The organism is Methylotenera sp. (assembly GCF_030684185.1).
Taxonomy (GTDB): Bacteria; Pseudomonadota; Gammaproteobacteria; order Burkholderiales; family Methylophilaceae; genus Methylotenera.
In genome coordinates this window covers 14,888-33,931 of sequence record NZ_JAUXOY010000020.1, presented here as the reverse complement: position 1 = coordinate 33,931, position 19,044 = coordinate 14,888, and the positions used below count along the sequence as shown (strand labels likewise).

Genomic DNA, 19,044 nt, shown 5'->3' with positions numbered 1-19,044 from the left:
GCCAGCCAGCCAGCCAGCCAGCCAGCCAGCCAGCCAGCCAGCCAGCCAGCCAGCCAGCCAGCCAGCCAGCCAGCCAGCCAGCCAGCCAGCCAGCCAGCCAGCCAGCCAGCCAGCCAGCCAGCCAGCCAGCCAGCCAATTATATCGGTTAATGACAATTTAATCATCAAGGGCAATAATTTACTCGCTCTACATACCCTGCAAAAAGTGTATACGGGGCAGGTGAAGCTGATTTATATTGACCCGCCGTATAATACAGATGGAGATTCATTTCTTTACAACGATTCATTCAATCATTCAACGTGGCTTACGTTCATGAGGAATAGATTATCTGCTGCTAAACAATTGCTTTCAAAGAACGGTGTAATTTTCGTACACTGTGACTATATTGAGTTTGGCTATATCAAAGTGCTGATGGATGAGATTTTTGGAGTAGATAGAGCTTTGCCCCATATTACGGTTAAAACATCTACCCCAGCAGGTTTCAAAGTTGTAAATCCAGGACTTGTTAATGTTGCAGAGCACATTCTTATTTATTGCATGGGTGATAAAAAATCAGCGATTAAAAACTCCTATGTTAAAGCTGGTTATCAATCAGATTATAAATATGTTATAAATAATCCATCTGAACCAGTAAGTGAATGGACTTACAAAAATATTCAGAATTTAGTCGCTGAAGAAAATCCAAACATCCAGAAAGAGTCATTACAACCATTAATCGAACAGTTTGCTTTGAATAACTCTCATCGCGTTTTTGCTACCTATGGCCCACATAAACCTTCTGAAAGAATGAAAGTAGGAATACAACTTTCCGTAGAGTCGCCTTCCAAAATTATTGCAATTGAACGAGACGATGATGGGTATCACTATTTGTTGAATGGGCGGTTGGTCGCTTTTTATGAAAGTAAACTTAAAGTTGTTGACGGTGTGCGTTGTCCAACACAAAGGCTTACAGATTTTTGGAGTGATTTATCGTGGGATTCAATTGCCAATGAAGGCGGAGTTACTCTAAAAAACGGTAAAAAACCTGAGAGATTACTTAAAAGAATTATTGAGATTGCATCAGAGCCTAATGACTTGGTATTGGATTTTCACCTTGGTAGCGGAACTACTTGTGCTGTTTCTCACAAAATGGGTAGGCGGTATATCGGAATTGAGCAGCTAGATTATGGTGATAATGATAGTGTTGTAAGACTGAAAAACGTTATCAATGGTGATACAACAGGCATATCTAAAAACGTGAAATGGAAAGGCGGCGGTAGTTTTGTTTATTGTGAAATTGCCAAAACTAACCAAACATTCATAGATCAAATCCAAGAGGCTAAAAGTAGCGAAGAATTACTAGGCATCTGGCAAGCCATGCAAGAACGCGCTTTTTTGTCATACCAACTAGACGTTAAAACCTTTAATGAAAATGCCTCTGACTTCAATCAGCTAGATTTTGCTGACCAGCAACGCTTTTTGATGGATGTGCTGGATAAAAATATGCTGTATGTGCCGCTATCAGAAATGGATGATGCTATTTATGCAGTATCCGAAAGCGATAAAGCCTTAAATAAACAGTTTTTTAAGATGTAGGCGGCGAATAATGACGAATATCATCACATCGCTACATGACTCACTGAGCAATCCGTTTGTTGAAAAGCAAATAGGGCAAGTTGTAATTCCTGCGCACATTACAGATAACTTAAATCCAAAATTCAATATAAGACCTTATCAGGCTAAGGCTTTTAAGCGTTTTCTATTTTATTTATTAGAAGATTTTGAGGGAAAGCCACGCCAAAACCACCAGCTACTATTTCACATGGCAACAGGTAGCGGCAAAACGCTGATGATGGCAGGCGCTATATTGCATTTATATGCGCAAGGTTATCGTAATTTTTTGTTTTTTGTACACAGCACTAATATTATTGATAAAACGCGAGATAACTTTCTCAATCCATTATCTAACAAACACCTGTTCTCAAATAGCGTTCATATTGACAATCAGCAGGTTTTTATCAAAGAAGTCTCTAACTTTTCTGCGGCTAATCCTGACGACATCAATATCGTGTTTTCAACCATACAGGGCTTACATACCGACTTAAATAAGCCCAAGGAAAATTCGCTGACTTATGTGGATTTTGAGCAGTCAAAAATCGTACTAATTTCAGATGAAGCCCACCACATCAATGCCGATACTAAAAAGTCAAAGAAACAGGAAGACTTATTTGAAGTGCAAAGCTGGGAAGGCACGGTAGAAAAAATCTTCAAATCCCATGAAGATAATGTATTGCTGGAATTTACTGCCACAATGGATTTAAGCGATGCTAATTTGGCCGCGAAATATAAACCCAAACTAATTTTTGATTACCCTTTACGTGAGTTTAGGCGCGATAGCTACTCTAAGGAAGTTAAAGTCTTGCAAGCAAACTTAACAGCCATTGAACGCGCATTGCTGGCGGTTGTATTGTCGCAATATCGACTAAAAGTATTTGCCAAGCATCAAAAAATAGTCAAGCCTGTAGTGCTATTCAAGTCAAAATATATTAAAGACAGCCAAGCATTTCAAGATGAGTTTGCATTAGCAATACAAAATTTAACGGCGGCCAAACTAAGTGAAATACTCAACCATGCAAGCGACCCTGCCATTAGTAAAGCACTTACATTCTTTAATGACAACCATATCAGTTTAGAAAATCTGGTCATTGAGCTTAAACAAGATTTTGCGGCAGAAAAACTCATCTCAGTAAACAGTAAAGAAGAAAGTGAAGCCAAACAAATAGCCGTCAATACGCTAGAGGATGCAGGCAATCAATATCGCGCTGTATTTGCGGTTGATAAGCTAAATGAGGGCTGGGATGTGTTGAACTTGTTTGACATCGTGCGGTTATACAATACACGAGATAGCAAAAATAATAGAGTGGGTAATACCACCATGAGTGAGGCGCAGTTAATTGGTCGTGGTGCACGTTACTGCCCGTTTCAAATCACATCTGACCAAACGCCTGACATGCGTAAATACGACGCAGATTTAGATAATGAATTGCGTGTTTGCGAGGAATTGTATTATCACAGTGAGTACAACCCAAAATACATTCAAGAACTTAACGTGGCACTTGTACAAATTGGCATGAAGGCTACTAGCAGTTTTGAAAAAAGCCTGAAGCTAAAAGAGTCTTTCAAAAACACACACTTGTATCAACATGGCTATGTTTTTTTGAATGAGCAAGAAAAAAATCTACGTGAAAGTGCGCTTGGATTAAACCCTGCGATTGTTGATAGTGTTTACAAAATTAAATTACGCACAGGCGACACAAGCACCACACAAATTTTTAATGAAAAAATTGTTAGCACTGGTGAAGATGTTAAGAGTAAAGATTTCAAGCTGGTAGATTTTGGTGAAAGCATTATCCGTAAAGCAATGCAAAAATTACCGTTTTACACTTTCAGTAATCTCAAAAATCACTTACCAAATTTAGTGTCTAGCAATGAGTTTATTAACGCGGAAAATTATTTGGGTAATTTAAAACTTGAAATAACAGGTAAAGCTGAACAATTAAATAATTTAAGCGTAGATGCTAGGATTTCTGCAACCTTGCAAGTGCTAAAAAGTATTGCCACTGCAATTGCATCTAGTGAGATTGAATATAAAGGCACTAAAACTTTTAGGCCCAAAGCATTAAAAAGTGTGTTCACTGACAAAAAGATGAGTTTTTCAACAGAAATCGGTGACGATCAACAAACAGGACGCTCAATGTGCAGTGCAATTGAATCTGGCACTTATTATTTAGATTTAACTACTAAAGACTGGTATGTTTTTGATGACTGTTTCGGCAGTTCTGAGGAAAAGTTGCTGATTAAGTATATTGAAAAGAGATATGACGAGCTTATACAAAAATATAGTGAAGTTTATTTAATCCGCAATGAAAAACACTTTAAGCTCTATCATTTTGATGACGAAAGAGCGTTAGAGCCAGATTTCTTACTATATCTAATAGGTAAAGACGAGATTGACACCATGCACTATCAGGTTTTTATTGAACCAAAAGGCGGTCATTTGCTAAAAACAGATGAATGGAAAGAGCAATTTCTTACTAGAATAAAAGGCGAATTTAATTTAAACGCGATGCTGAGTAACAGGCAATATGTGATGTGGGGCTTGCCGTTTTACAACAGCACTGAGCGAGCAAAGCCTTTCAACGAATCTTTCGAGCAGCTATTACAATAAGTTACAGTGGAACTTATTGTTTAGGCAATGTGCAAAACAACTCACGCTGGAAAAGATCGAAGAAGCGGGAGCGGACTTTCAAAGTCTGACCGAAGCGATGGTACATCTATACCAGCTGGTCGAATGATGATGCAAATCGTTGGTTTATTTGCAGAGTTTGAGAGCTATGCTACGTGAACGTACTAAAAATGGACTTGCAGCAGCACGACAAGAAGGCAGAATTGGTGGGCGGCGACCTAAACCTACGCCACAATAACAGAAAGAAATTATCATGTTAGTAACGTCTGGCCAAAAAACAGGGGCCGATGCTGCTAGGTTATTTCAGGTACATCCGTCAACCGTTGTGCGCTTATTAGCAAAAAACCGATAAAGTGTGATGAATTTAGCTTAGCGTACAATTTTTTCCGTTTTCTGCGTTCGTCCCAAGCTCATCAATGTGAGTGGATATTGATTGTGCGGATAATTCATATGCCAAGTTTCTAGCGTTGCTTTTTTTAGCAGCGGCATCAGGATGTAGGTTCATCAAACTCCTTCATCCCTTGCTTCTCTGTCTTTGATGCGCAAATCAGCTTCTAATTGCCAATCCTCTCGTCCATATTGGTATTTTGGAAACTCCTTGATTAAAGTTGTTTCGCCTTTGATCAATCGCTTTGCCAGCGCAGCTAAATCACTTAACGCTTTTTTGTCGCGCACCTCTATTGGCGCGCAGAGACTGATACCCCTGCACCAAGGTAAGATTTCTACTGATAGTGATGGGGAAATAACTGAATCAATGCCTTCGGATTGCATACGCATTTCGATGCTATTCAGTTTGTCGTAGTAAGCCCATTGAGCATCTGGTGTTTGACGTGTCACATAAGAAATCACTTTCTTTCGTGAACGCCCAACTTTCTTCCATTGCTTTTCGCTGCGTTCAAATAGATCGGCACCATGTAACGGTGGATCGCCAGCTTCTTGCCAAGCCAGATCATTGATAGCATCAGTATATTTCATGCGTGGATGCATCCACCAAACCATGATACGCCGCCCGTTCAGAATAAAGCCAACATCATCCCACCAGGACAGATTTAGGAGCTTGGGGTACGCATGCGGAATGAATAACCCACTGCCACCCACTGGCCACTGATGGTGACGATGGTATTGCCTCATGCGGAGATAAAGGCGTTCTTTATGTGGATTCTTCATAGGGTAATTATATGGCTCCGCCATATAAATTGCCATTGTCAAACTTGTTAATATTTTGTGCGATTAATCTGCAGAGAGCAACCCTGTTTGCTCACTTTAAATTTGCTAGTCTATTGTTTTGCCTCTACGAGCCTACGGGCTCGTACGGCCAACTTGATTGGAGTGCAACTTGTTTTGCCGCAGGATCTGCATCAGACTTATACACCTGCCCAGAAATCATGGTTAATGGATGTGGCAACATTCACTGACCTGGTACGACCCCGTCAGAATCCCTAATCAGGGGAACTCGGTTGCAGGCAGGTAAGCCTAATTTTTAATTAATTCGTTTATTCTTTGAGATGTTTGATCCAGCGCGCTTGCAGCATTGAGAGCCCAGTTTCTCCATTCGCGATAATTTTTTTCCTTTGAAATGTCCAAGCCTATACCGGATAGTGTGTTATCCAGATGGGCTATGTATTTGTATATCAGCTCGGAATTTCGCCAATCCGAGGCTTCTTTTAGCAGGGCTGCTCGTTTTTGTAATTCCATTTCCTGAAGCTTAATCTCCTCTTGGCGAATCTTCTCTTTTTCCTCACGTTGTCGCTTTTCTTCTTCATATTTACGATGCCACTCCGCCAATTTTCGACTATGTGCTCGACTTTGAACTATCAGCTTATAAATCCTGCAGAACACCTGATTTAAATTTTCTTGCAGTGGTTTGTCATCAGTGTCAGGCATTTCAACCTCGGATGAGCTTCCGGAAGCGCAAAGATGAAATCGAAGAGTCCCTGTAGGAATCTTGATGTGTTCTTGACTCAAGCGTAAATCTAAATCTGACGGATTTTTCAATATGCGTACATCTTGCTTCAGCTTTTCACTCATGCGGATATAGACCAATCCATCATCAAGCTTAAAGTTGAGTTTATTACTTTCTTTGTCCTTTACTATTTTAAAGCCTCGACTCTCGGCAGCTGAGAATAAGGCATTCGCGATAGCCAAGCCGCGATCACACGTCTTGGGAGTGAATCTGAATGGCATGCCCCATCTGTGCAATTCGAGAAGCTGACCCCGACTTTCAAAATAGCTCAATGTACTTGAGTTCATGTTGGGTTCCCATTTCCTGCCTGCTGGCCGTTTGGCCTCCTTCTCGGCTTCAATTCTGGTTTTCTCTATTTCTTTTAGTTTTTCCGCCAGACGATTGTGGGTTTCTATCAACATACTGTGAAATTTCTTTGGTTGAAGGTCCACATAGATATGATTGGCTTGACTTGACTCAAACGCCTCGCGTTCTTTAAGCCACGTCATGTCTTCGTTTTGCTCTATGGTAACGGCCTCAGCTGGCTTAGGGTTACTTATAAATTCTGTTTTATCGGATTTTTCAGGAAGAGGAACTCTGGGTACCTGATGACCGGCCGCTATTTTTGTCCAATGGCCAGCTTTTGGTAAAGGAATATTGAGAGCTATACAGACTTTACGTAAACCGTTATCAGAAAGCCCATATTTTTTACCCAGTCGGGTAAGCGGCTCAGACCAGACCTCTTCGTATAATGATTGTCGTTCGAATCGAATAGACATGATGTATCTCTCCTTAGCCTCTATTACATGCTAGAATTTTTACAGATGTGAGTATATCGGTATTATGATTACGGTCATAAACTTTACGTTCCGCACCCGATCCTCAGAGTCGGTTAACGCCGAGTAAAGCTTGCGGCCACTATCTTTTGTGTTATTGGGCAAACTGGCTCATGAAACAAAATTTAAATCGCAACTTCGATTAACCGAAATTGAAACCGCTTAATGGCGGTGTTGTTTAATTAGGAACACTATGAATACCATTACAAAAGCAGATGTATTGAAACGTGTTGCAGAGGTTTTCAGTGATGACAAGAAAGGCTTATGGTGGCTTAACTCACATAACCCGTCTTTAGGTGGCATTCCAGCTTCATTGTTAGATACTGAGGATGGCATCCAGAGTGTAATGGATACCCTAGGTCGTATCGAACATGGCGTATTTGTTTAGATGAATACAACTCAATAATGATTGAGGAGAAGCAGTATGAATAAATTGAAAAACGAACCAGCTAAAACAGATTCAGAGTTTCATGGCTCAAGTTATATCACTCAACCAGGCACAAACATCTTTCTTGACCTTGGTTTTCCACCAAAGGACGCGGCTGAATTGTGGGAAAATTCGAAACTGAGAATTGCTGAGAAACTTGCTAAGCAGAAGCTAAAAAACGTCTAATTGTGACTGATTGTCCAGTGAACCCCACCACTATATGAGCGCTAAAATGAAACCTACGCCGGGCCCATATTCAAAACGTGCTGTTTCAGCCACCATGTTATTGAAATTTAAAGCTAGAGATAGTGTCTTTGGTGTTCAGAAAGCTACCGTTAAAAGAATGAGTGATTTACTCGGTTTGAATGAAACAGATGTGGTTCATTTGGCTTTATCTAAATTGGCAAGGGAGATCATTCCTGCTTATGAAATGGATGATAGCCCATTGACAGAATCTCAGTTGAATAAAATCAGGAAGCTATCAGGCGTAGAGCAAAATATGCCGATGACTAGTACATTGTTTGGTTCATATACCAGAAATTAAGGGTATCCATATTTGTTGATTGGTATCAACATCCAGCGAGAAATCTGGCTTGACATTAATCGCCGTTACTTTACAATTTGTAAATCTAATTTACGATTTGTAAGAAATGATTAAACGTCAAGCTGAAGCGGTACTCTTGGATCTTGCCAAAGGCTATCCGATCCTAGCTATTACTGGACCTCGCCAAGCCGGCAAGACCACGCTCGCTCAATCCGCCTTCCCTGATAAGCGCTATGTATCGTTGGAAGACCTTGATGAGCGCGAGTTCGCTGATCAGGATCCTCGCGGATTCCTTGCTCGCTTTCCTGATGGTGCAATCCTCGATGAAGCCCAGCGCTGCCCGAATCTATTCTCCTACCTGCAGACGCGCGTCGACGCTGAGAAGCGAATGGGGTTGTTTGTGCTGACTGGATCACAGCAATTCGGTCTGATGTCGAATATCACGCAAACACTGGCTGGGCGCGTCGGGCTTATTCAACTGCTACCTTTTTCATTACAGGAACTGCAGGCTGCGAATACACCCATTTTGAGTTTGGATGATGTCCTTTGGCGTGGCATGTATCCGCCCATCTACGACCGTAATCTTGCACCAGAAAAGTGGTTTGCCAACTATGTCATGACTTATATCGAGCGAGATGTGCGTCAGGTCGTGGAAGTGCAGAACCTGAGTTTGTTCCAGCGCTTTATCAAGATGTGTGCTGCTCGTGTCGGACAGCTTATTAATATGTCCAGTCTGGCGATAGACTGCGGAGTGTCGCATAACACGATTCGTAGCTGGCTGTCGGTGCTTGAGGCAGGCTATGTAGTGTTCCTGCTCCAGCCGCACCATCAGAACTTCGGTAAACGCCTAGTCAAGACGCCGAAACTATACTTCCATGATACCGGCTTGGCTGCATTCCTGTTGGGCATTCGTGATGCCGAGCATCTGTCGATTCACTCCGCACGTGGCTCGCTGTTTGAGAACCTTGTGGTGAGCGAATTATTAAAGCAGAGATACAATCAAGGCTTGGCATCTAACCTGTATTTCTGGCGGAACAATACCGGAGATGAAGTTGATGTCGTGATTGAACAAGGTGAAAAACTGATGCCGATGGAGATTAAATCTGGTCAGACTTTCAACTCTGACTTTCTGACAGGCATCAATAAGTGGATGAAAATCGCAGGGAATGCCGCATTAACACCGCAACTGGTTTATGGTGGCAGCGAGAACATGACGCGAAATGGTGTTGAGGTTAGGTCTTGGAAACAGATCAGTTAAAGACTGTAAATCCGCATTTCGTGATTGTTATCAATCATAGATACGGATACTCGAAATTAAAAAAGTTAGTATAACGGACACCAAACAACTATTTAAAAGAATGGTAATAACTAAACTTCCATGACAGCCCTTCATTCCGCCCTTAAAACAACAGTTCTCAATGACCATACAGCGCATGGCATTCATTACAAGCTCATTCGCCTTCAGAACGGTAAAGATAATTTCACTGATACGCTGCATGCCAGACCAAACACATGGTCTAGTTCCGGAATTCAAAGCACGGACTTTCTCTCTCTAATTGGATTTCGTCGCTCTGCCTGCGAATTTCATTCTAGCGAATGTTTCTGCATGGCGGTCCCACAAGACCTTGACGTTACAGGACTTAGTAACGCTATTCAAAAATCTTTAGTCTCGTTCCAGAAGGCAGCGTCTCATCTGGAAAATTGCGGGCTATTCGTAGCGCAACCAGAAGGCTGGGGATTTTTCTATAGCAAGCCGGCAAATCGACGCATGCCATCTGTATCTCATTGCCGTGGCAACGGTCACACAGCATCAAAAATTGAACGAATGAAGGAATCTCAAGACGAGTTTTTCCATTTTGTCTTTACATGGATCGAGGGCGGGAGTGACAAGGGATGGACAACACACTACCGTGCGAAGCATATGCCTTTAACCAGTGAGTTTCAGTCCGTTATATACTTCCTCGGTGGGTTTAAGTGGTTTTCTGATTGCCCTGAGTATGATTTTGAGGGATGTTGGTGGCGATTCACACCATTCGAGAGCAATGGCAATCAATTGTTTAGCTCAAACGCCGAGGTCGCACACAGATGGTTTGACGGTCACGCCGCACATTTTGCAGAAGGGATTAAAGGGCTACTAGATGCTCACGCGACATTAGAGCCATGGGGGATGAGCTTTCTGTCTAAAGCGGCGAAAGCTATTACGGCTAAAGCCCCTATATTGAAAGCACCAATACAGAAAGCTCTGCCAGTGACCACTAAAACAACAACCTCTGACTATCGCTACGACGTGGCATTTTCTTTCGCGGGTACCGAACGCACCCTAGTTGAAGAAATCGCCACTATTTTAAAAGACAACGGATTCAACGTTTTCTACGACAACTTCTACCCTGAACAGCTATGGGGTAAAGATTTAGTCGCAACCTTTGATCGCATTTATCGCAAAGAGTCTCGCTATTGCATAATGTTTCTGTCACAGGAATATGCAGACAGAATGTGGACTACGCACGAACGACGCAGTGCAACTGCGCGTGCGCTGCAAGAGAAAGGTAATGAATACATTCTCCCGGTAAAAATTGACGATGTTGATATTGACGGGCTTGCCCCTACGCTCGGCTATGTCTCAGCTGCAAGCTATTCAGCTCAAAAGATTGCTGATTTACTCATGAGCAAGTTGAAAGGCTAATCTGTTTGGAGATAAGCTGATGGCATGTAGTGTAATTACATGTCATCTAAGTAGGTTACGTTCATAGGTTGTGCGCCCTCGATCTCAAGCAACAGCTTATTCCCGTCTGGTTGAATAGAGAATGGTCGGCATCGGTCGAACCATCTATGTGTCACCGTTAAGTATGCATTCTCAATATTAGTTTCGTAAATTCCCAATACATCGCTTGCAGTTTTGGGATTAATTTTACTGAATGAAAAAACTTTTCGGAATTGATCAAAGTCACGCTCACTCTGGATGCTTTTAAATGCATTGGCTAAATTTTGTAGATTAGTTGTCATTTTTAACTTTCACTTTAATTTAATAACAAATTCAATTAACGACTAAAGCGAGAGTTGCTTACATCTCTTAGCATTTCATCATTTTCTAACCATAAAAGACTGAGCACCTGATTATTTGAAATGCGCATTGCATCTTCAATAATTTCGTAGCGTTCAGCTTCTCGATTATCAAACCATGTGTCAGCAGTAGCTTTTTGTGCTCTGACACGCTCTTCATTTCCGAATACTTGATCGAAAGCCATTGAGTCTTGGCTAAGTTCTTTTTGGGGAAACCATCTTTCAGGAACATCTTTTGAGCGGTTAAACCATACCCGCCCAGTTTTTGAGTGGCAAACTAGAATTAGTGGCCAAACGTTGATATTTACCAACCTAATAGCAGTGGCAGTAATGCTCGTATTAAATTTATCGGCTAACTCTTTTACGCCATCAAAGGTGGGGCGTTTGAGTTTTCTGGCTAAAGGATCAAACATATACTTTGGCATTAAAAGCTCTGAGGCATATGTGTCTGCTTCTCGCTCTTCAGTAGGTTTGCTGGCGTAACCATCTACCCAGTCATCGACCCTGCATTCAAAAGAACGACCTCTATGATAATTCCAGTGACCTAACTCATGCGCCAAGGAAAATCTTTTTCTTCGTAGATCGGATTGATTCCTGATAGTAACAATTGCACGATTGTTATATCCTACCAACCGTGCTTCGCAACCAATCAAATCTTTGTATTGCACACGAACACCTTCGTCCCATGCAATTGCTTCTAAATCAATTGCCTCAGGTGAGTGAATTCCAAGCTCTAATAGTCTACGCTCGGCTTTAGACAGGTTGTTAGTTGAGCTCAGGATTCATCATCCTTAATTGCACCTAATTCCAACAACTCCTTTACCAACTCTATAGCTTCAGTATCGCTGATATTATTCAAGTTTCGTGCGGCAAGAGTAAGGTTAGAGTCATTAGCTGCGGATAATTTGGCAATTATTCTATGTGCGCGTGCAGAATCTATGTTGGTTACGTTCGCTTTAGTTTTATTATTTTCTTGTTCCATTTCTGCTCTCGCAATCTCAAGTCTTTTTGCTCCTGTAGATTGAATCGCATTTTGATAACTCTTTTTAGCATTCACACCTGCTTGTGCTAAAGATTTATCGTTAGATGCTTCTTGCAAGAGTTCTGCATCTGGTGTGTTGAGTAAGTCATCAATTAACAATTGAGCAAATGAGTTTAATTGCTCACGTGGATCTTTGGATTCTGTCATGTTGTTGACTCCTCTTTATCCAATTTATTTAGTTTACGACGAATGGCGGTTAAGGTGCTTGCATATTGGACTGCACTTAATCCCACAAGGTTTTGAATATCTTGAGGACTGTAACCGTCGAGTTGTGCCATAAAAACCATTTCAATAGTTTCATTACCGCTCAAAACTTGATTAATATTTTCGAGAGTTTGATTTGCAATTAATATTTCTTCAGGCGTGTCGATGTTAGGTTTTAGGTCGAGGCCTTCTAATAGATCGTCTTCAACTACCATTTCTACTGATTGCGCCAATGGATCACGTTTACGTTTTTTTAAATATGCGAATACTAGACTCTGCATAACTCCATATATAAACACTATCGCTGGAAGATCTCTTGGACATTTCCGTTTCCCCTCCAAAGCTTTACAAAATGCAATGTTAAGAAGGTCTTGGCCTTCGATAGCCAATCCCCAACATAAATAATCTGCTGACTTACCGAGCTTTATCCATTCTGCTTCTGACAAGGAATCGATGCGCTCTCTAAAATCACTTACAGATAAAACATCATGTGCTTTTTCTGTTTTTATCAAGATTGACCCTCCCACAAGTGTTAAAGGCTATTTTTTTATACTATACAGACAAATATCAAAAATATTTTTTATGTAGTGTCTGCAAGGTCATAGTTTTAGAGCCACTGTTCATATGATACCTAATTGTATCTGATCGATATTAAAGCTTAGGAGAACATTATGGCTGATACCCGAATTACTTGTATTACAAAACCACAAAATGGCAATCATGAACATATTACACATGTTGGCAACCCCACAGTAGGCTGGAAGTGGCCAGTTGAAGATGTGGTAAAGAGCATTGATGCAAAGACTAACACTTTTTATGTTTTAGATTCTAAGACAGGAAAACGTGCAGAGGTTGGTGTAGTTCGGCCACAAAATCATGCGCCATATATTCGCACTTACGCAGATGGTCACTGGAACGATAACTTACTTTCGCTACCAGCTTGCTCATAAACCAACCCAGTTAGATAAATAAAGGAGATTCAAATTGGCTAAAAATCAACATGTTGTCCCACATGATAATCAATGGGCAGTAGTAGGTGAAGGAAATTCCAAAGCAACCGCAGTATACTCAACGCAACAAGAAGCTATTCAGCGTGCTAAAGAAATTGCTCAAAATCAGCAATCTGAACTGCTTATACATGGTACAAATGGACAAATACGGGAACGCAACAGCTATGGGAATGATCCCTTTCCACCGAAAGGTTAGGATATCTCAGCGCTCATCGTTGCTGACCTCGTGGTAGGCATTTTTTATTATCATTTAGTAATTAAGTCAAAGGAAAATCATGAAAATCAATCTTGCCCATCTTAGAGAACATTCAACCTCTGGAGGATGGATAAATTTTGCAGTTTTTGATGCTAAATCAAGCTCAGGTGATTCAGGTAATGCAACGCTGTTAGCACAACTAACTGCTAAGGCGCGAGTATCTGGCTTAAAGGTAGACCAGTCAGCGCTCGCTTATAGTTACAACGGGCAGATTCGGTTCTATGGTACTAAAACACTTGTTGATTATTTGGCTCGAAGTGGGGTTCCGGGTTGGACCCACACAATTGATGTATAGAGTCTGCTATTTAATCTTAAATATAGGATAAAAAATGGGATTATTTAAAGAAGGTGGTGAGCACCGAATTCAAGACCTTGGTGATGACCAATACAGTATGACTATTTCAATTCCCGCCGATGAGGATGGCCGAATGGCAAGAGAGTGTCCTAGCTCGGAATGCTCACCAGGGTATTTCAAAGTCACGTCTGGGACAGGAATTGCAGATGGTCAAAACGTGGCATATTGTCCGTACTGTAGGCATGAGGCAGAGCCAAATGACTTTTCTACGCAAGAACAAATACGTTATGCAAAAGATATGGCATTAAGAGAAGCTCACAAAGGTGTTAATGACATGGTTCGAAATGCTTTAGAACTTGGATCATCTGGAAAAAAGAAGCTTGGTGGAGGCTTCATTTCGATGGAAATATCCTACGATCCCGGTTCTTTGCCATATGTGCACCGTCCATTCGAGGATGAAGTGCGACGGGATGTGATCTGCCCACATTGCACACTGGATCAAACTGTTTTTGGATTAGCCACTTGGTGTGCTGACTGTGGGGAAGATATTTTTCTTACTCACATCGAAGCGGAATTAGCAGTAACGCGGTTGATGTTGGAAGATGTCGAAAGACGACAAACCCAGCTTGGAAAACGTGTAGCAGCAAAAGATATAGAAAATTGCCTGGAAGATGCTGTTTCCATTTTTGAAGCTGCTATGCGTGCCATAGTAAGACGCGCAATGACTGTGCGTGGCGACTCAGCAGATCAAATTGAGTCGTCATTCAAAAAGCTGGGTAATGCATTCCAAAATATCGACAGAACCCAGAAGGAACTGTGTTCAATGTTTAGTCAAGACCCATTAGAGGGGGCAATTTCTGAAAAACTCAAGTCGGCGTTCGAGAAAAGACACCCAATAACCCACAATTTAGGTGTCATTGATCGCAAATATATGAAACGAGCCAAAGAGCTTGAGCAAGAAGGACGTGAAATTCGCTTAACTACACATGAAATAACCGAAGTACTTATTGATGTGCAGATGGCAATATCCCTTACATATGAAAAGTTAATTAAAATAAGCTGATCAAGAAGTACTTGAACATGTAGCACCGTTAGTAGGAGCTACTCTAATTAATTATAGTAATTCAGCGGCACTAATCATTTGAGAGGTTTTACATGTATTGCCGAGGTAAGAACACAAGACGACAAATCGTTAAAAGCTATGAGTTGCATCCCATCGCATACGTACAGCTGCTGGCCGGCCAAACTAAAACAAGCTGCACTGGAGATGCACTCACAGATGCTTACTATTGTTTTTTTTACAAGTCTCGCACAAATGCAGACCAAGGAACAATTCTCTGTGGCGAATACGCGGCGAAGGATTTTTTACAACTTATAGGTCACGCGGGGCTACCTTTATTCAACCCCCTGCTCACGCAAGGTGGAACGAGGGGCACTGGTACTAGCGGAACAATTCAAGGTGCACGTACGAAATGGGACCTTACAGCCAAGCAGCTACATGATGCGATTAATTTGTTAGTCGTATGCTGGTCGTCCCCACCGGGGCCTGTACTATTCGACATTAAGAGCAAACTTGAAAAATACTCTTATAAACCACCCTACTCCGGCCAAATTAAAGCAATTAACACGGTAATAGGTAAGGATGTAAAGAAGAGAACTCTGTCGCAAATGGTTAGTGAACTCGCACAAAATAATTACGTTAAAACTTATGATTTTAGTTTACTGGATGCAGTTCTTGCATCTGAAAAAGTCGCCTCCAATTTCATTTAACACTCTTCACATAGCTACCCACTAATTAAACATCACGTAAAAATATGCCTACAGTATATGAAGCAAAAATAGACGGTTCAAATGCCGTAAGATATTTCCATTTTTCACTTATCAGATTTTACTTAGATCAAGCTTATGAGCATGCCATCAAATCGAAAGAAGACGATAAGGAAGGACGTTTGTTAGCGTCGAGTGTTATTGCAATCATGTTTTCAGCAATGGCACTAGAGGCATTTGCCAATGAGATATCTGAAGATCTAATCCCGAAAGAGGAGTTAAATGACTTCGTTCGTTTACGAAAAGCATACAAACAAATAGAACAGGAATCTTCTTTAGCTGCAAAGTTAAGGATACTGTTTGAACGCAGGCACAATCACTCCTTAGGGGAAACGCAGCTAAATGATATTGAGAATCTTGTCTCACTAAGGAACAACCTTGTTCATTACAAGTTATCCGAACTAGCCGGCAGATACATAATGCCGCCAGCTAAGCAAACCAATCTAGGGAATGGTCAATTCATGACTACTTTAGATTTTACACTGATGCCAGTAAGAATAGAGCCTCCATTCATTCAACAAGTCAGTGGTGATGCAGCCGTCAATTGCTTTAATATTGCACTATTGATAATCAATGCATGGGGCAACTTGTCTGGTGAGTTAGATAATGTCCCTGGTTTGGAAGTAATTGCCTAACATTAACCTCACAAGGATGCGAATTCCTTAACATCTCAATTTTCAAAGGAATATTAATGGCTCGATTTATTGCAATTAGTGATAGTTTTCTAATTACATTGCCTCATGAGGAAGCTACCACTGGGCATACATATATTGATAAAGAAAAAATATTATCAGTTAAGACTAGTGGAGCTTCCTCAGATGGAAAGATAATCATAATTCAAATGCAACATGGAGAAATTTTCAGATTTTTTTATGATGAAACTCATCCAGATTGGATACTTTTATTTTCTTGGCTTAACGAATAGAGGCTTTTGATTAATGACTTCATTGTGATCTATACGTTTTTGGTATTCTAATAAGTTGAATGGGAAGTCAATTTTAGAGTTAATTTTTGATTCAGCATCTTTTATATAGATCAAAAATTCTTCCATGCTTGACACTAAAGTTATCGCATCAATTTCCCCATCTTTAATAAGATTTCCAGCCGAAAATTGTATTGCTTTTATTGCTTCTTTTAAAAAGTAACGCTGTAGTGAATTCATTTGCTTATTCCTAATTAGTTAGTGATCTGTGTTGGATATCGCTGGGTAGAACACTATTAACTAGGGGTCTCCTCTAGGAAGAGCAAATATACAAAATTGATTTCGAATTTTTGAGGGGAAATTGCGGACGCAATTTACGAGTAGCAGCTTATGCGTAAATTTCAGCAGAAACTTGCAGCTTATGGGGATATGTAGATTGCACCTTATGGTGTTGCGTATGGTAGCAACTATATGATTTAACTTATAGTTAACTAGCATCTTATGAAGCCCACAACAGAAAATTTCGGAATTTTCATGTAATATGCGCACCTCGTTAGTTAGGCAGGGTGCTTAGCTCAGTTGGTAGAGCGTCGCCCTTACAAGGCGAATGTCAGCGGTTCGACCCCGTTAGCACCCACCAGAAATCCTGCAAGTGTGACTTATCGTTTCTATTTTTTTAAAAATCTAGTGTACGAATTAAATGCGTTTTTTGTTTTGTAGATTGATAATGCAAAAACGAAAAGTTTTACGGAGTGGTAGTTCAGTTGGTTAGAATACCTGCCTGTCACGCAGGGGGTCGCGGGTTCGAGTCCCGTCCGCTCCGCCAGTAAGCCTACGATGGGCAACCAGTTGCCCATCGTAATCAATCTTAGTAATCAATTCCCTTTAAAATGGCATATAAGATCTGCCAAAAGAACCTTATGGATATTGGCTTGCAGCGCATCTTTTTTAGTTAGCACAGCCCGTAGAGGTGGCTAAATAAAGTGATATAGGTCGTACGAAGGGCCTTACGAACTTTTCTTTCGGCGTATTTCACTGCGTAATACTCCCTGCAGAGTTATTTGAACTTAATCCCTAGGCCCCAAAAAATCTTGCTTGCCTAGTTCAACACCGTTATGGCGCAAGATGTTGTAAGCGGTGGTGACGTGAAAATACACATTGGGGTTCACCCATTTCAATAAGTAGTCTTGCCCTGTAAATTTCAAACCTACATTGCGCACAGTAATTGTCACTTCACGTAATTCGCTACCTTCCATTTGCGCTGGCTGCACAGTATCAATAAATGCAATGGTTTTGGCGATACGTGCTTGCAACTCGGCAAAGCTGGTTTCATTGTCTTCATACTTAGGTATCTCAACCCCTGCAGATCGGGTTTGCCAAAATAATTAAATAATGAGTCTTTATTAAATTCTGTTGGACTATGGCGTTATGTCATAGTCCTTTTTGCTGCCCGTTACGTTTAACTGTAAGTAAAATAATCCACCTATATTTGCGCATCAGCCTATGATGAAACTTAGTTTAACAATAGGAGAAGCATGATGGCTAAAGGTCAAATTAAAAGTAACAAAGAAACTAAAAAACCTAAGAAGAGTAAAGATGTCGTGGTGCCGTCAGGGTCTGTTATACCTACGAAATCGAGCACTCCTAAAAAGTAAGAATAGCTTTTAAGTAGCCGTATTTTTGATGTGACTACTGAGTGCTAGCCAGTGAGTTTGATGTTGTGCTTATGTGCGTTTTGCGTGTATCAGCCATTTAGCAAAATAATTTACACACTCACAAGCTGCGCTAGTTATAAGCCTCATCTGGTTCTTGAAAAGTCAGCGCTTCAACATGGTAGTAGTGGTCTGCAAACCAAACCGTTAAATCCTCTGCACTGTGTTGTGCGGCTTCTAAATGTGAATATTCACTCACTAAGTTATTTTCCTCGTCTACCACTTGATAGATAATCATTTTGCGCCTCTCTTTGAAATTTGCAGTGAGTAATTATTACAACGGCATGCTTGCGTTAAAGCTTTAATGCTTCACTCAAGTTAACCAATAATACCCATTCAGTCACAAAATCAATCGATAGAGAACAGGCCAAATGTTGGCTTAAATTATTGCTCAAAAACGTCTGCCTTACCCAGTGAACTCAGAATGAGCAAGAAATAAAACTGGCGCTGAATTTACTTCATCTTTCCACGTATTTATAACGTCATATTGTTTTGATTCTGCCTATTGATATAGAGTTTTAACGCGTATCCGCCTTGAAGTAACTGCGTGGCTAATTAAACTGATGCCAGATAAGATTTAAATTTAGGGTCTAAAATTTGCCAAAATGGGATAGTGCAATTGCTAACTAAGTTTCATTATGTGCAATATCAACGAGCCTTTGTCAAGGTGGAGACCTTAAAGATCGATGATTGTTAATGAAATTATTCTGATAAGCAGCACTATAACTAAAAGGAATTATT

General features: G+C 40.8%; 23 protein-coding genes and 2 tRNA genes. 16 read left to right on the top strand and 9 right to left on the bottom strand.

All coding sequences use genetic code 11. The annotated features are described in order from the left end of the window. Nucleotides 1–205: 205 nt before the first annotated feature. Together Q8J82_RS08950 and Q8J82_RS08945 are read left to right on the top strand one after the other, a co-directional pair. Nucleotides 206–1,576, top strand: a complete 1,371-nt coding sequence (locus tag Q8J82_RS08950; RefSeq protein ID WP_370868636.1) for a site-specific DNA-methyltransferase — start codon at nt 206–208, stop codon at nt 1,574–1,576. Between the two features lie 10 nt (nt 1,577–1,586). Next, entirely contained in the window at nt 1,587–4,208 is a 2,622-nt protein-coding gene (locus Q8J82_RS08945) for a DEAD/DEAH box helicase family protein (protein WP_304908091.1), read from the top strand. A gap of 382 nt (nt 4,209–4,590) precedes the next feature. Here the strand turns inward: Q8J82_RS08945 and Q8J82_RS08940 are convergent, their stop codons facing one another. The 3 genes from Q8J82_RS08940 to Q8J82_RS08930 all read right to left on the bottom strand — a co-directional run bounded on the left by Q8J82_RS08940 (nt 4,591) and on the right by Q8J82_RS08930 (nt 6,947). Then, a complete protein-coding gene (locus tag Q8J82_RS08940; RefSeq protein ID WP_304908090.1) occupies nt 4,591–4,731 on the bottom strand; it encodes a hypothetical protein in 141 nt (46 codons plus the stop codon). Continuing rightward, entirely contained in the window at nt 4,731–5,417 is a 687-nt protein-coding gene (locus Q8J82_RS08935; protein ID WP_304908089.1) for a hypothetical protein, read from the bottom strand. The genes Q8J82_RS08940 and Q8J82_RS08935 overlap by 1 nt, the downstream gene beginning before the upstream one ends. Nucleotides 5,418–5,699: 282 nt before the next feature. Next, nucleotides 5,700–6,947, bottom strand: a complete 1,248-nt coding sequence (locus Q8J82_RS08930) for a hypothetical protein (RefSeq protein ID WP_304908088.1) — start codon at nt 6,945–6,947, stop codon at nt 5,700–5,702. Between the two features lie 250 nt (nt 6,948–7,197). On the opposite strand from Q8J82_RS08930, the gene Q8J82_RS08925 reads away from it, so the two are divergent. The 5 genes from Q8J82_RS08925 (at nt 7,198) to Q8J82_RS08905 (ending at nt 10,658) form a co-directional block, all read left to right on the top strand. Next, nucleotides 7,198–7,392 (top strand): MbcA/ParS/Xre antitoxin family protein, encoded by a 195-nt coding sequence (locus Q8J82_RS08925; protein ID WP_304908087.1) that lies wholly within the window; start codon nt 7,198–7,200, stop codon nt 7,390–7,392. Between the two features lie 36 nt (nt 7,393–7,428). Then, nucleotides 7,429–7,617, top strand: coding sequence for a hypothetical protein (locus Q8J82_RS08920; protein WP_304908086.1), 189 nt, complete (start codon nt 7,429–7,431; stop codon nt 7,615–7,617). A 46-nt stretch (nt 7,618–7,663) separates the two neighbouring features. Further along, the gene (locus tag Q8J82_RS08915; RefSeq protein WP_304908085.1) at nt 7,664–7,975 is read left to right on the top strand and encodes a hypothetical protein; all 312 of its coding nucleotides are present in this window, start codon (nt 7,664–7,666) and stop codon (nt 7,973–7,975) included. A 106-nt stretch (nt 7,976–8,081) separates the two neighbouring features. Continuing rightward, nucleotides 8,082–9,233, top strand: a complete 1,152-nt coding sequence (locus Q8J82_RS08910; RefSeq protein WP_304908084.1) for an ATP-binding protein — start codon at nt 8,082–8,084, stop codon at nt 9,231–9,233. Nucleotides 9,234–9,353: 120 nt separating this feature from the next. Next, nucleotides 9,354–10,658: a toll/interleukin-1 receptor domain-containing protein gene (locus Q8J82_RS08905; protein WP_304908083.1), complete on the top strand. Its 1,305-nt coding sequence runs from the start codon at nt 9,354–9,356 to the stop codon at nt 10,656–10,658. A gap of 355 nt (nt 10,659–11,013) precedes the next feature. On the opposite strand, the gene Q8J82_RS08900 is transcribed toward Q8J82_RS08905, so the two are convergent. From Q8J82_RS08900 to Q8J82_RS08890, 3 genes are all read right to left on the bottom strand, one after another. After that, on the bottom strand, nt 11,014–11,703 hold the full coding sequence (locus Q8J82_RS08900; RefSeq protein ID WP_304908082.1) for an ImmA/IrrE family metallo-endopeptidase: 690 nt from the start codon (nt 11,701–11,703) through the stop codon (nt 11,014–11,016). Nucleotides 11,704–11,810: 107 nt separating this feature from the next. Then, nucleotides 11,811–12,224: a hypothetical protein gene (locus tag Q8J82_RS08895; protein ID WP_304908081.1), complete on the bottom strand. Its 414-nt coding sequence runs from the start codon at nt 12,222–12,224 to the stop codon at nt 11,811–11,813. Further along, the gene (locus Q8J82_RS08890) at nt 12,221–12,793 is read right to left on the bottom strand and encodes a sigma-70 family RNA polymerase sigma factor (protein ID WP_304908080.1); all 573 of its coding nucleotides are present in this window, start codon (nt 12,791–12,793) and stop codon (nt 12,221–12,223) included. Before Q8J82_RS08890 ends, Q8J82_RS08895 begins: the two co-directional genes overlap by 4 nt. Before the next feature lie 159 nt (nt 12,794–12,952). Here Q8J82_RS08890 and Q8J82_RS08885 point away from each other — a divergent pair, with 159 nt between their 5' ends. From Q8J82_RS08885 to Q8J82_RS08855, 7 genes are all read left to right on the top strand, one after another. Beyond that, nucleotides 12,953–13,231, top strand: a complete 279-nt coding sequence (locus Q8J82_RS08885) for a DUF3892 domain-containing protein (protein ID WP_304908079.1) — start codon at nt 12,953–12,955, stop codon at nt 13,229–13,231. 34 nt (nt 13,232–13,265) lie between these two features. Continuing rightward, on the top strand, nt 13,266–13,487 hold the full coding sequence (locus Q8J82_RS08880) for a DUF2188 domain-containing protein (protein WP_019896684.1): 222 nt from the start codon (nt 13,266–13,268) through the stop codon (nt 13,485–13,487). 79 nt (nt 13,488–13,566) lie between these two features. Then, nucleotides 13,567–13,842, top strand: coding sequence for a hypothetical protein (locus Q8J82_RS08875; protein ID WP_304908078.1), 276 nt, complete (start codon nt 13,567–13,569; stop codon nt 13,840–13,842). Nucleotides 13,843–13,876: 34 nt separating this feature from the next. Then, the gene (locus Q8J82_RS08870; RefSeq protein ID WP_304908077.1) at nt 13,877–14,905 is read left to right on the top strand and encodes a hypothetical protein; all 1,029 of its coding nucleotides are present in this window, start codon (nt 13,877–13,879) and stop codon (nt 14,903–14,905) included. A 143-nt stretch (nt 14,906–15,048) separates the two neighbouring features. After that, nucleotides 15,049–15,612: a hypothetical protein gene (locus Q8J82_RS08865; RefSeq protein ID WP_304908076.1), complete on the top strand. Its 564-nt coding sequence runs from the start codon at nt 15,049–15,051 to the stop codon at nt 15,610–15,612. Nucleotides 15,613–15,656: 44 nt separating this feature from the next. Then, nucleotides 15,657–16,304, top strand: a complete 648-nt coding sequence (locus Q8J82_RS08860) for a hypothetical protein (RefSeq protein WP_304908075.1) — start codon at nt 15,657–15,659, stop codon at nt 16,302–16,304. Between the two features lie 56 nt (nt 16,305–16,360). Continuing rightward, the gene (locus Q8J82_RS08855) at nt 16,361–16,594 is read left to right on the top strand and encodes a hypothetical protein (RefSeq protein ID WP_304908074.1); all 234 of its coding nucleotides are present in this window, start codon (nt 16,361–16,363) and stop codon (nt 16,592–16,594) included. On the opposite strand, the gene Q8J82_RS08850 is transcribed toward Q8J82_RS08855, so the two are convergent. Then, on the bottom strand, nt 16,571–16,831 hold the full coding sequence (locus Q8J82_RS08850; RefSeq protein WP_304908073.1) for a hypothetical protein: 261 nt from the start codon (nt 16,829–16,831) through the stop codon (nt 16,571–16,573). The genes Q8J82_RS08855 and Q8J82_RS08850 overlap by 24 nt on opposite strands. Before the next feature lie 324 nt (nt 16,832–17,155). Between Q8J82_RS08850 and Q8J82_RS08845 the strand changes: the two genes are divergently transcribed. After that, a tRNA-Val gene (locus Q8J82_RS08845) sits at nt 17,156–17,231 on the top strand. Nucleotides 17,232–17,340: 109 nt separating this feature from the next. After that, nucleotides 17,341–17,417, top strand: a tRNA-Asp gene (locus Q8J82_RS08840). Between the two features lie 241 nt (nt 17,418–17,658). On the opposite strand, the gene Q8J82_RS08835 is transcribed toward Q8J82_RS08840, so the two are convergent. Further along, complete coding sequence (locus Q8J82_RS08835; RefSeq protein WP_370868129.1) at nt 17,659–17,904, bottom strand: DUF1993 family protein; 246 nt, start codon at nt 17,902–17,904, stop codon at nt 17,659–17,661. Nucleotides 17,905–18,376: 472 nt separating this feature from the next. Next, nucleotides 18,377–18,541 (bottom strand): hypothetical protein, encoded by a 165-nt coding sequence (locus Q8J82_RS08830; protein ID WP_305326990.1) that lies wholly within the window; start codon nt 18,539–18,541, stop codon nt 18,377–18,379. Nucleotides 18,542–19,044 lie beyond the last annotated feature (503 nt).

Excerpts from the sequence above, each read along its gene's own strand:
- Q8J82_RS08945 (WP_304908091.1), top strand. The coding sequence starts at position 1,587 with ATGACGAATATCATCACATCGCTACATGACTCACTGAGCAATCCGTTT.
- Q8J82_RS08940 (WP_304908090.1), bottom strand. The coding sequence starts at position 4,731 with ATGAACCTACATCCTGATGCCGCTGCTAAAAAAAGCAACGCTAGAAAC.
- Q8J82_RS08935 (WP_304908089.1), bottom strand. The coding sequence starts at position 5,417 with ATGGCGGAGCCATATAATTACCCTATGAAGAATCCACATAAAGAACGC.
- Q8J82_RS08930 (WP_304908088.1), bottom strand. The coding sequence starts at position 6,947 with ATGTCTATTCGATTCGAACGACAATCATTATACGAAGAGGTCTGGTCT.
- Q8J82_RS08925 (WP_304908087.1), top strand. The coding sequence starts at position 7,198 with ATGAATACCATTACAAAAGCAGATGTATTGAAACGTGTTGCAGAGGTT.
- Q8J82_RS08920 (WP_304908086.1), top strand. The coding sequence starts at position 7,429 with ATGAATAAATTGAAAAACGAACCAGCTAAAACAGATTCAGAGTTTCAT.
- Q8J82_RS08915 (WP_304908085.1), top strand. The coding sequence starts at position 7,664 with ATGAAACCTACGCCGGGCCCATATTCAAAACGTGCTGTTTCAGCCACC.
- Q8J82_RS08910 (WP_304908084.1), top strand. The coding sequence starts at position 8,082 with ATGATTAAACGTCAAGCTGAAGCGGTACTCTTGGATCTTGCCAAAGGC.
- Q8J82_RS08905 (WP_304908083.1), top strand. The coding sequence starts at position 9,354 with ATGACAGCCCTTCATTCCGCCCTTAAAACAACAGTTCTCAATGACCAT.
- Q8J82_RS08895 (WP_304908081.1), bottom strand. The coding sequence starts at position 12,224 with ATGACAGAATCCAAAGATCCACGTGAGCAATTAAACTCATTTGCTCAA.
- Q8J82_RS08885 (WP_304908079.1), top strand. The coding sequence starts at position 12,953 with ATGGCTGATACCCGAATTACTTGTATTACAAAACCACAAAATGGCAAT.
- Q8J82_RS08875 (WP_304908078.1), top strand. The coding sequence starts at position 13,567 with ATGAAAATCAATCTTGCCCATCTTAGAGAACATTCAACCTCTGGAGGA.
- Q8J82_RS08870 (WP_304908077.1), top strand. The coding sequence starts at position 13,877 with ATGGGATTATTTAAAGAAGGTGGTGAGCACCGAATTCAAGACCTTGGT.
- Q8J82_RS08860 (WP_304908075.1), top strand. The coding sequence starts at position 15,657 with ATGCCTACAGTATATGAAGCAAAAATAGACGGTTCAAATGCCGTAAGA.
- Q8J82_RS08855 (WP_304908074.1), top strand. The coding sequence starts at position 16,361 with ATGGCTCGATTTATTGCAATTAGTGATAGTTTTCTAATTACATTGCCT.
- Q8J82_RS08850 (WP_304908073.1), bottom strand. The coding sequence starts at position 16,831 with ATGAATTCACTACAGCGTTACTTTTTAAAAGAAGCAATAAAAGCAATA.
- Q8J82_RS08830 (WP_305326990.1), bottom strand. The coding sequence starts at position 18,541 with ATGATTATCTATCAAGTGGTAGACGAGGAAAATAACTTAGTGAGTGAA.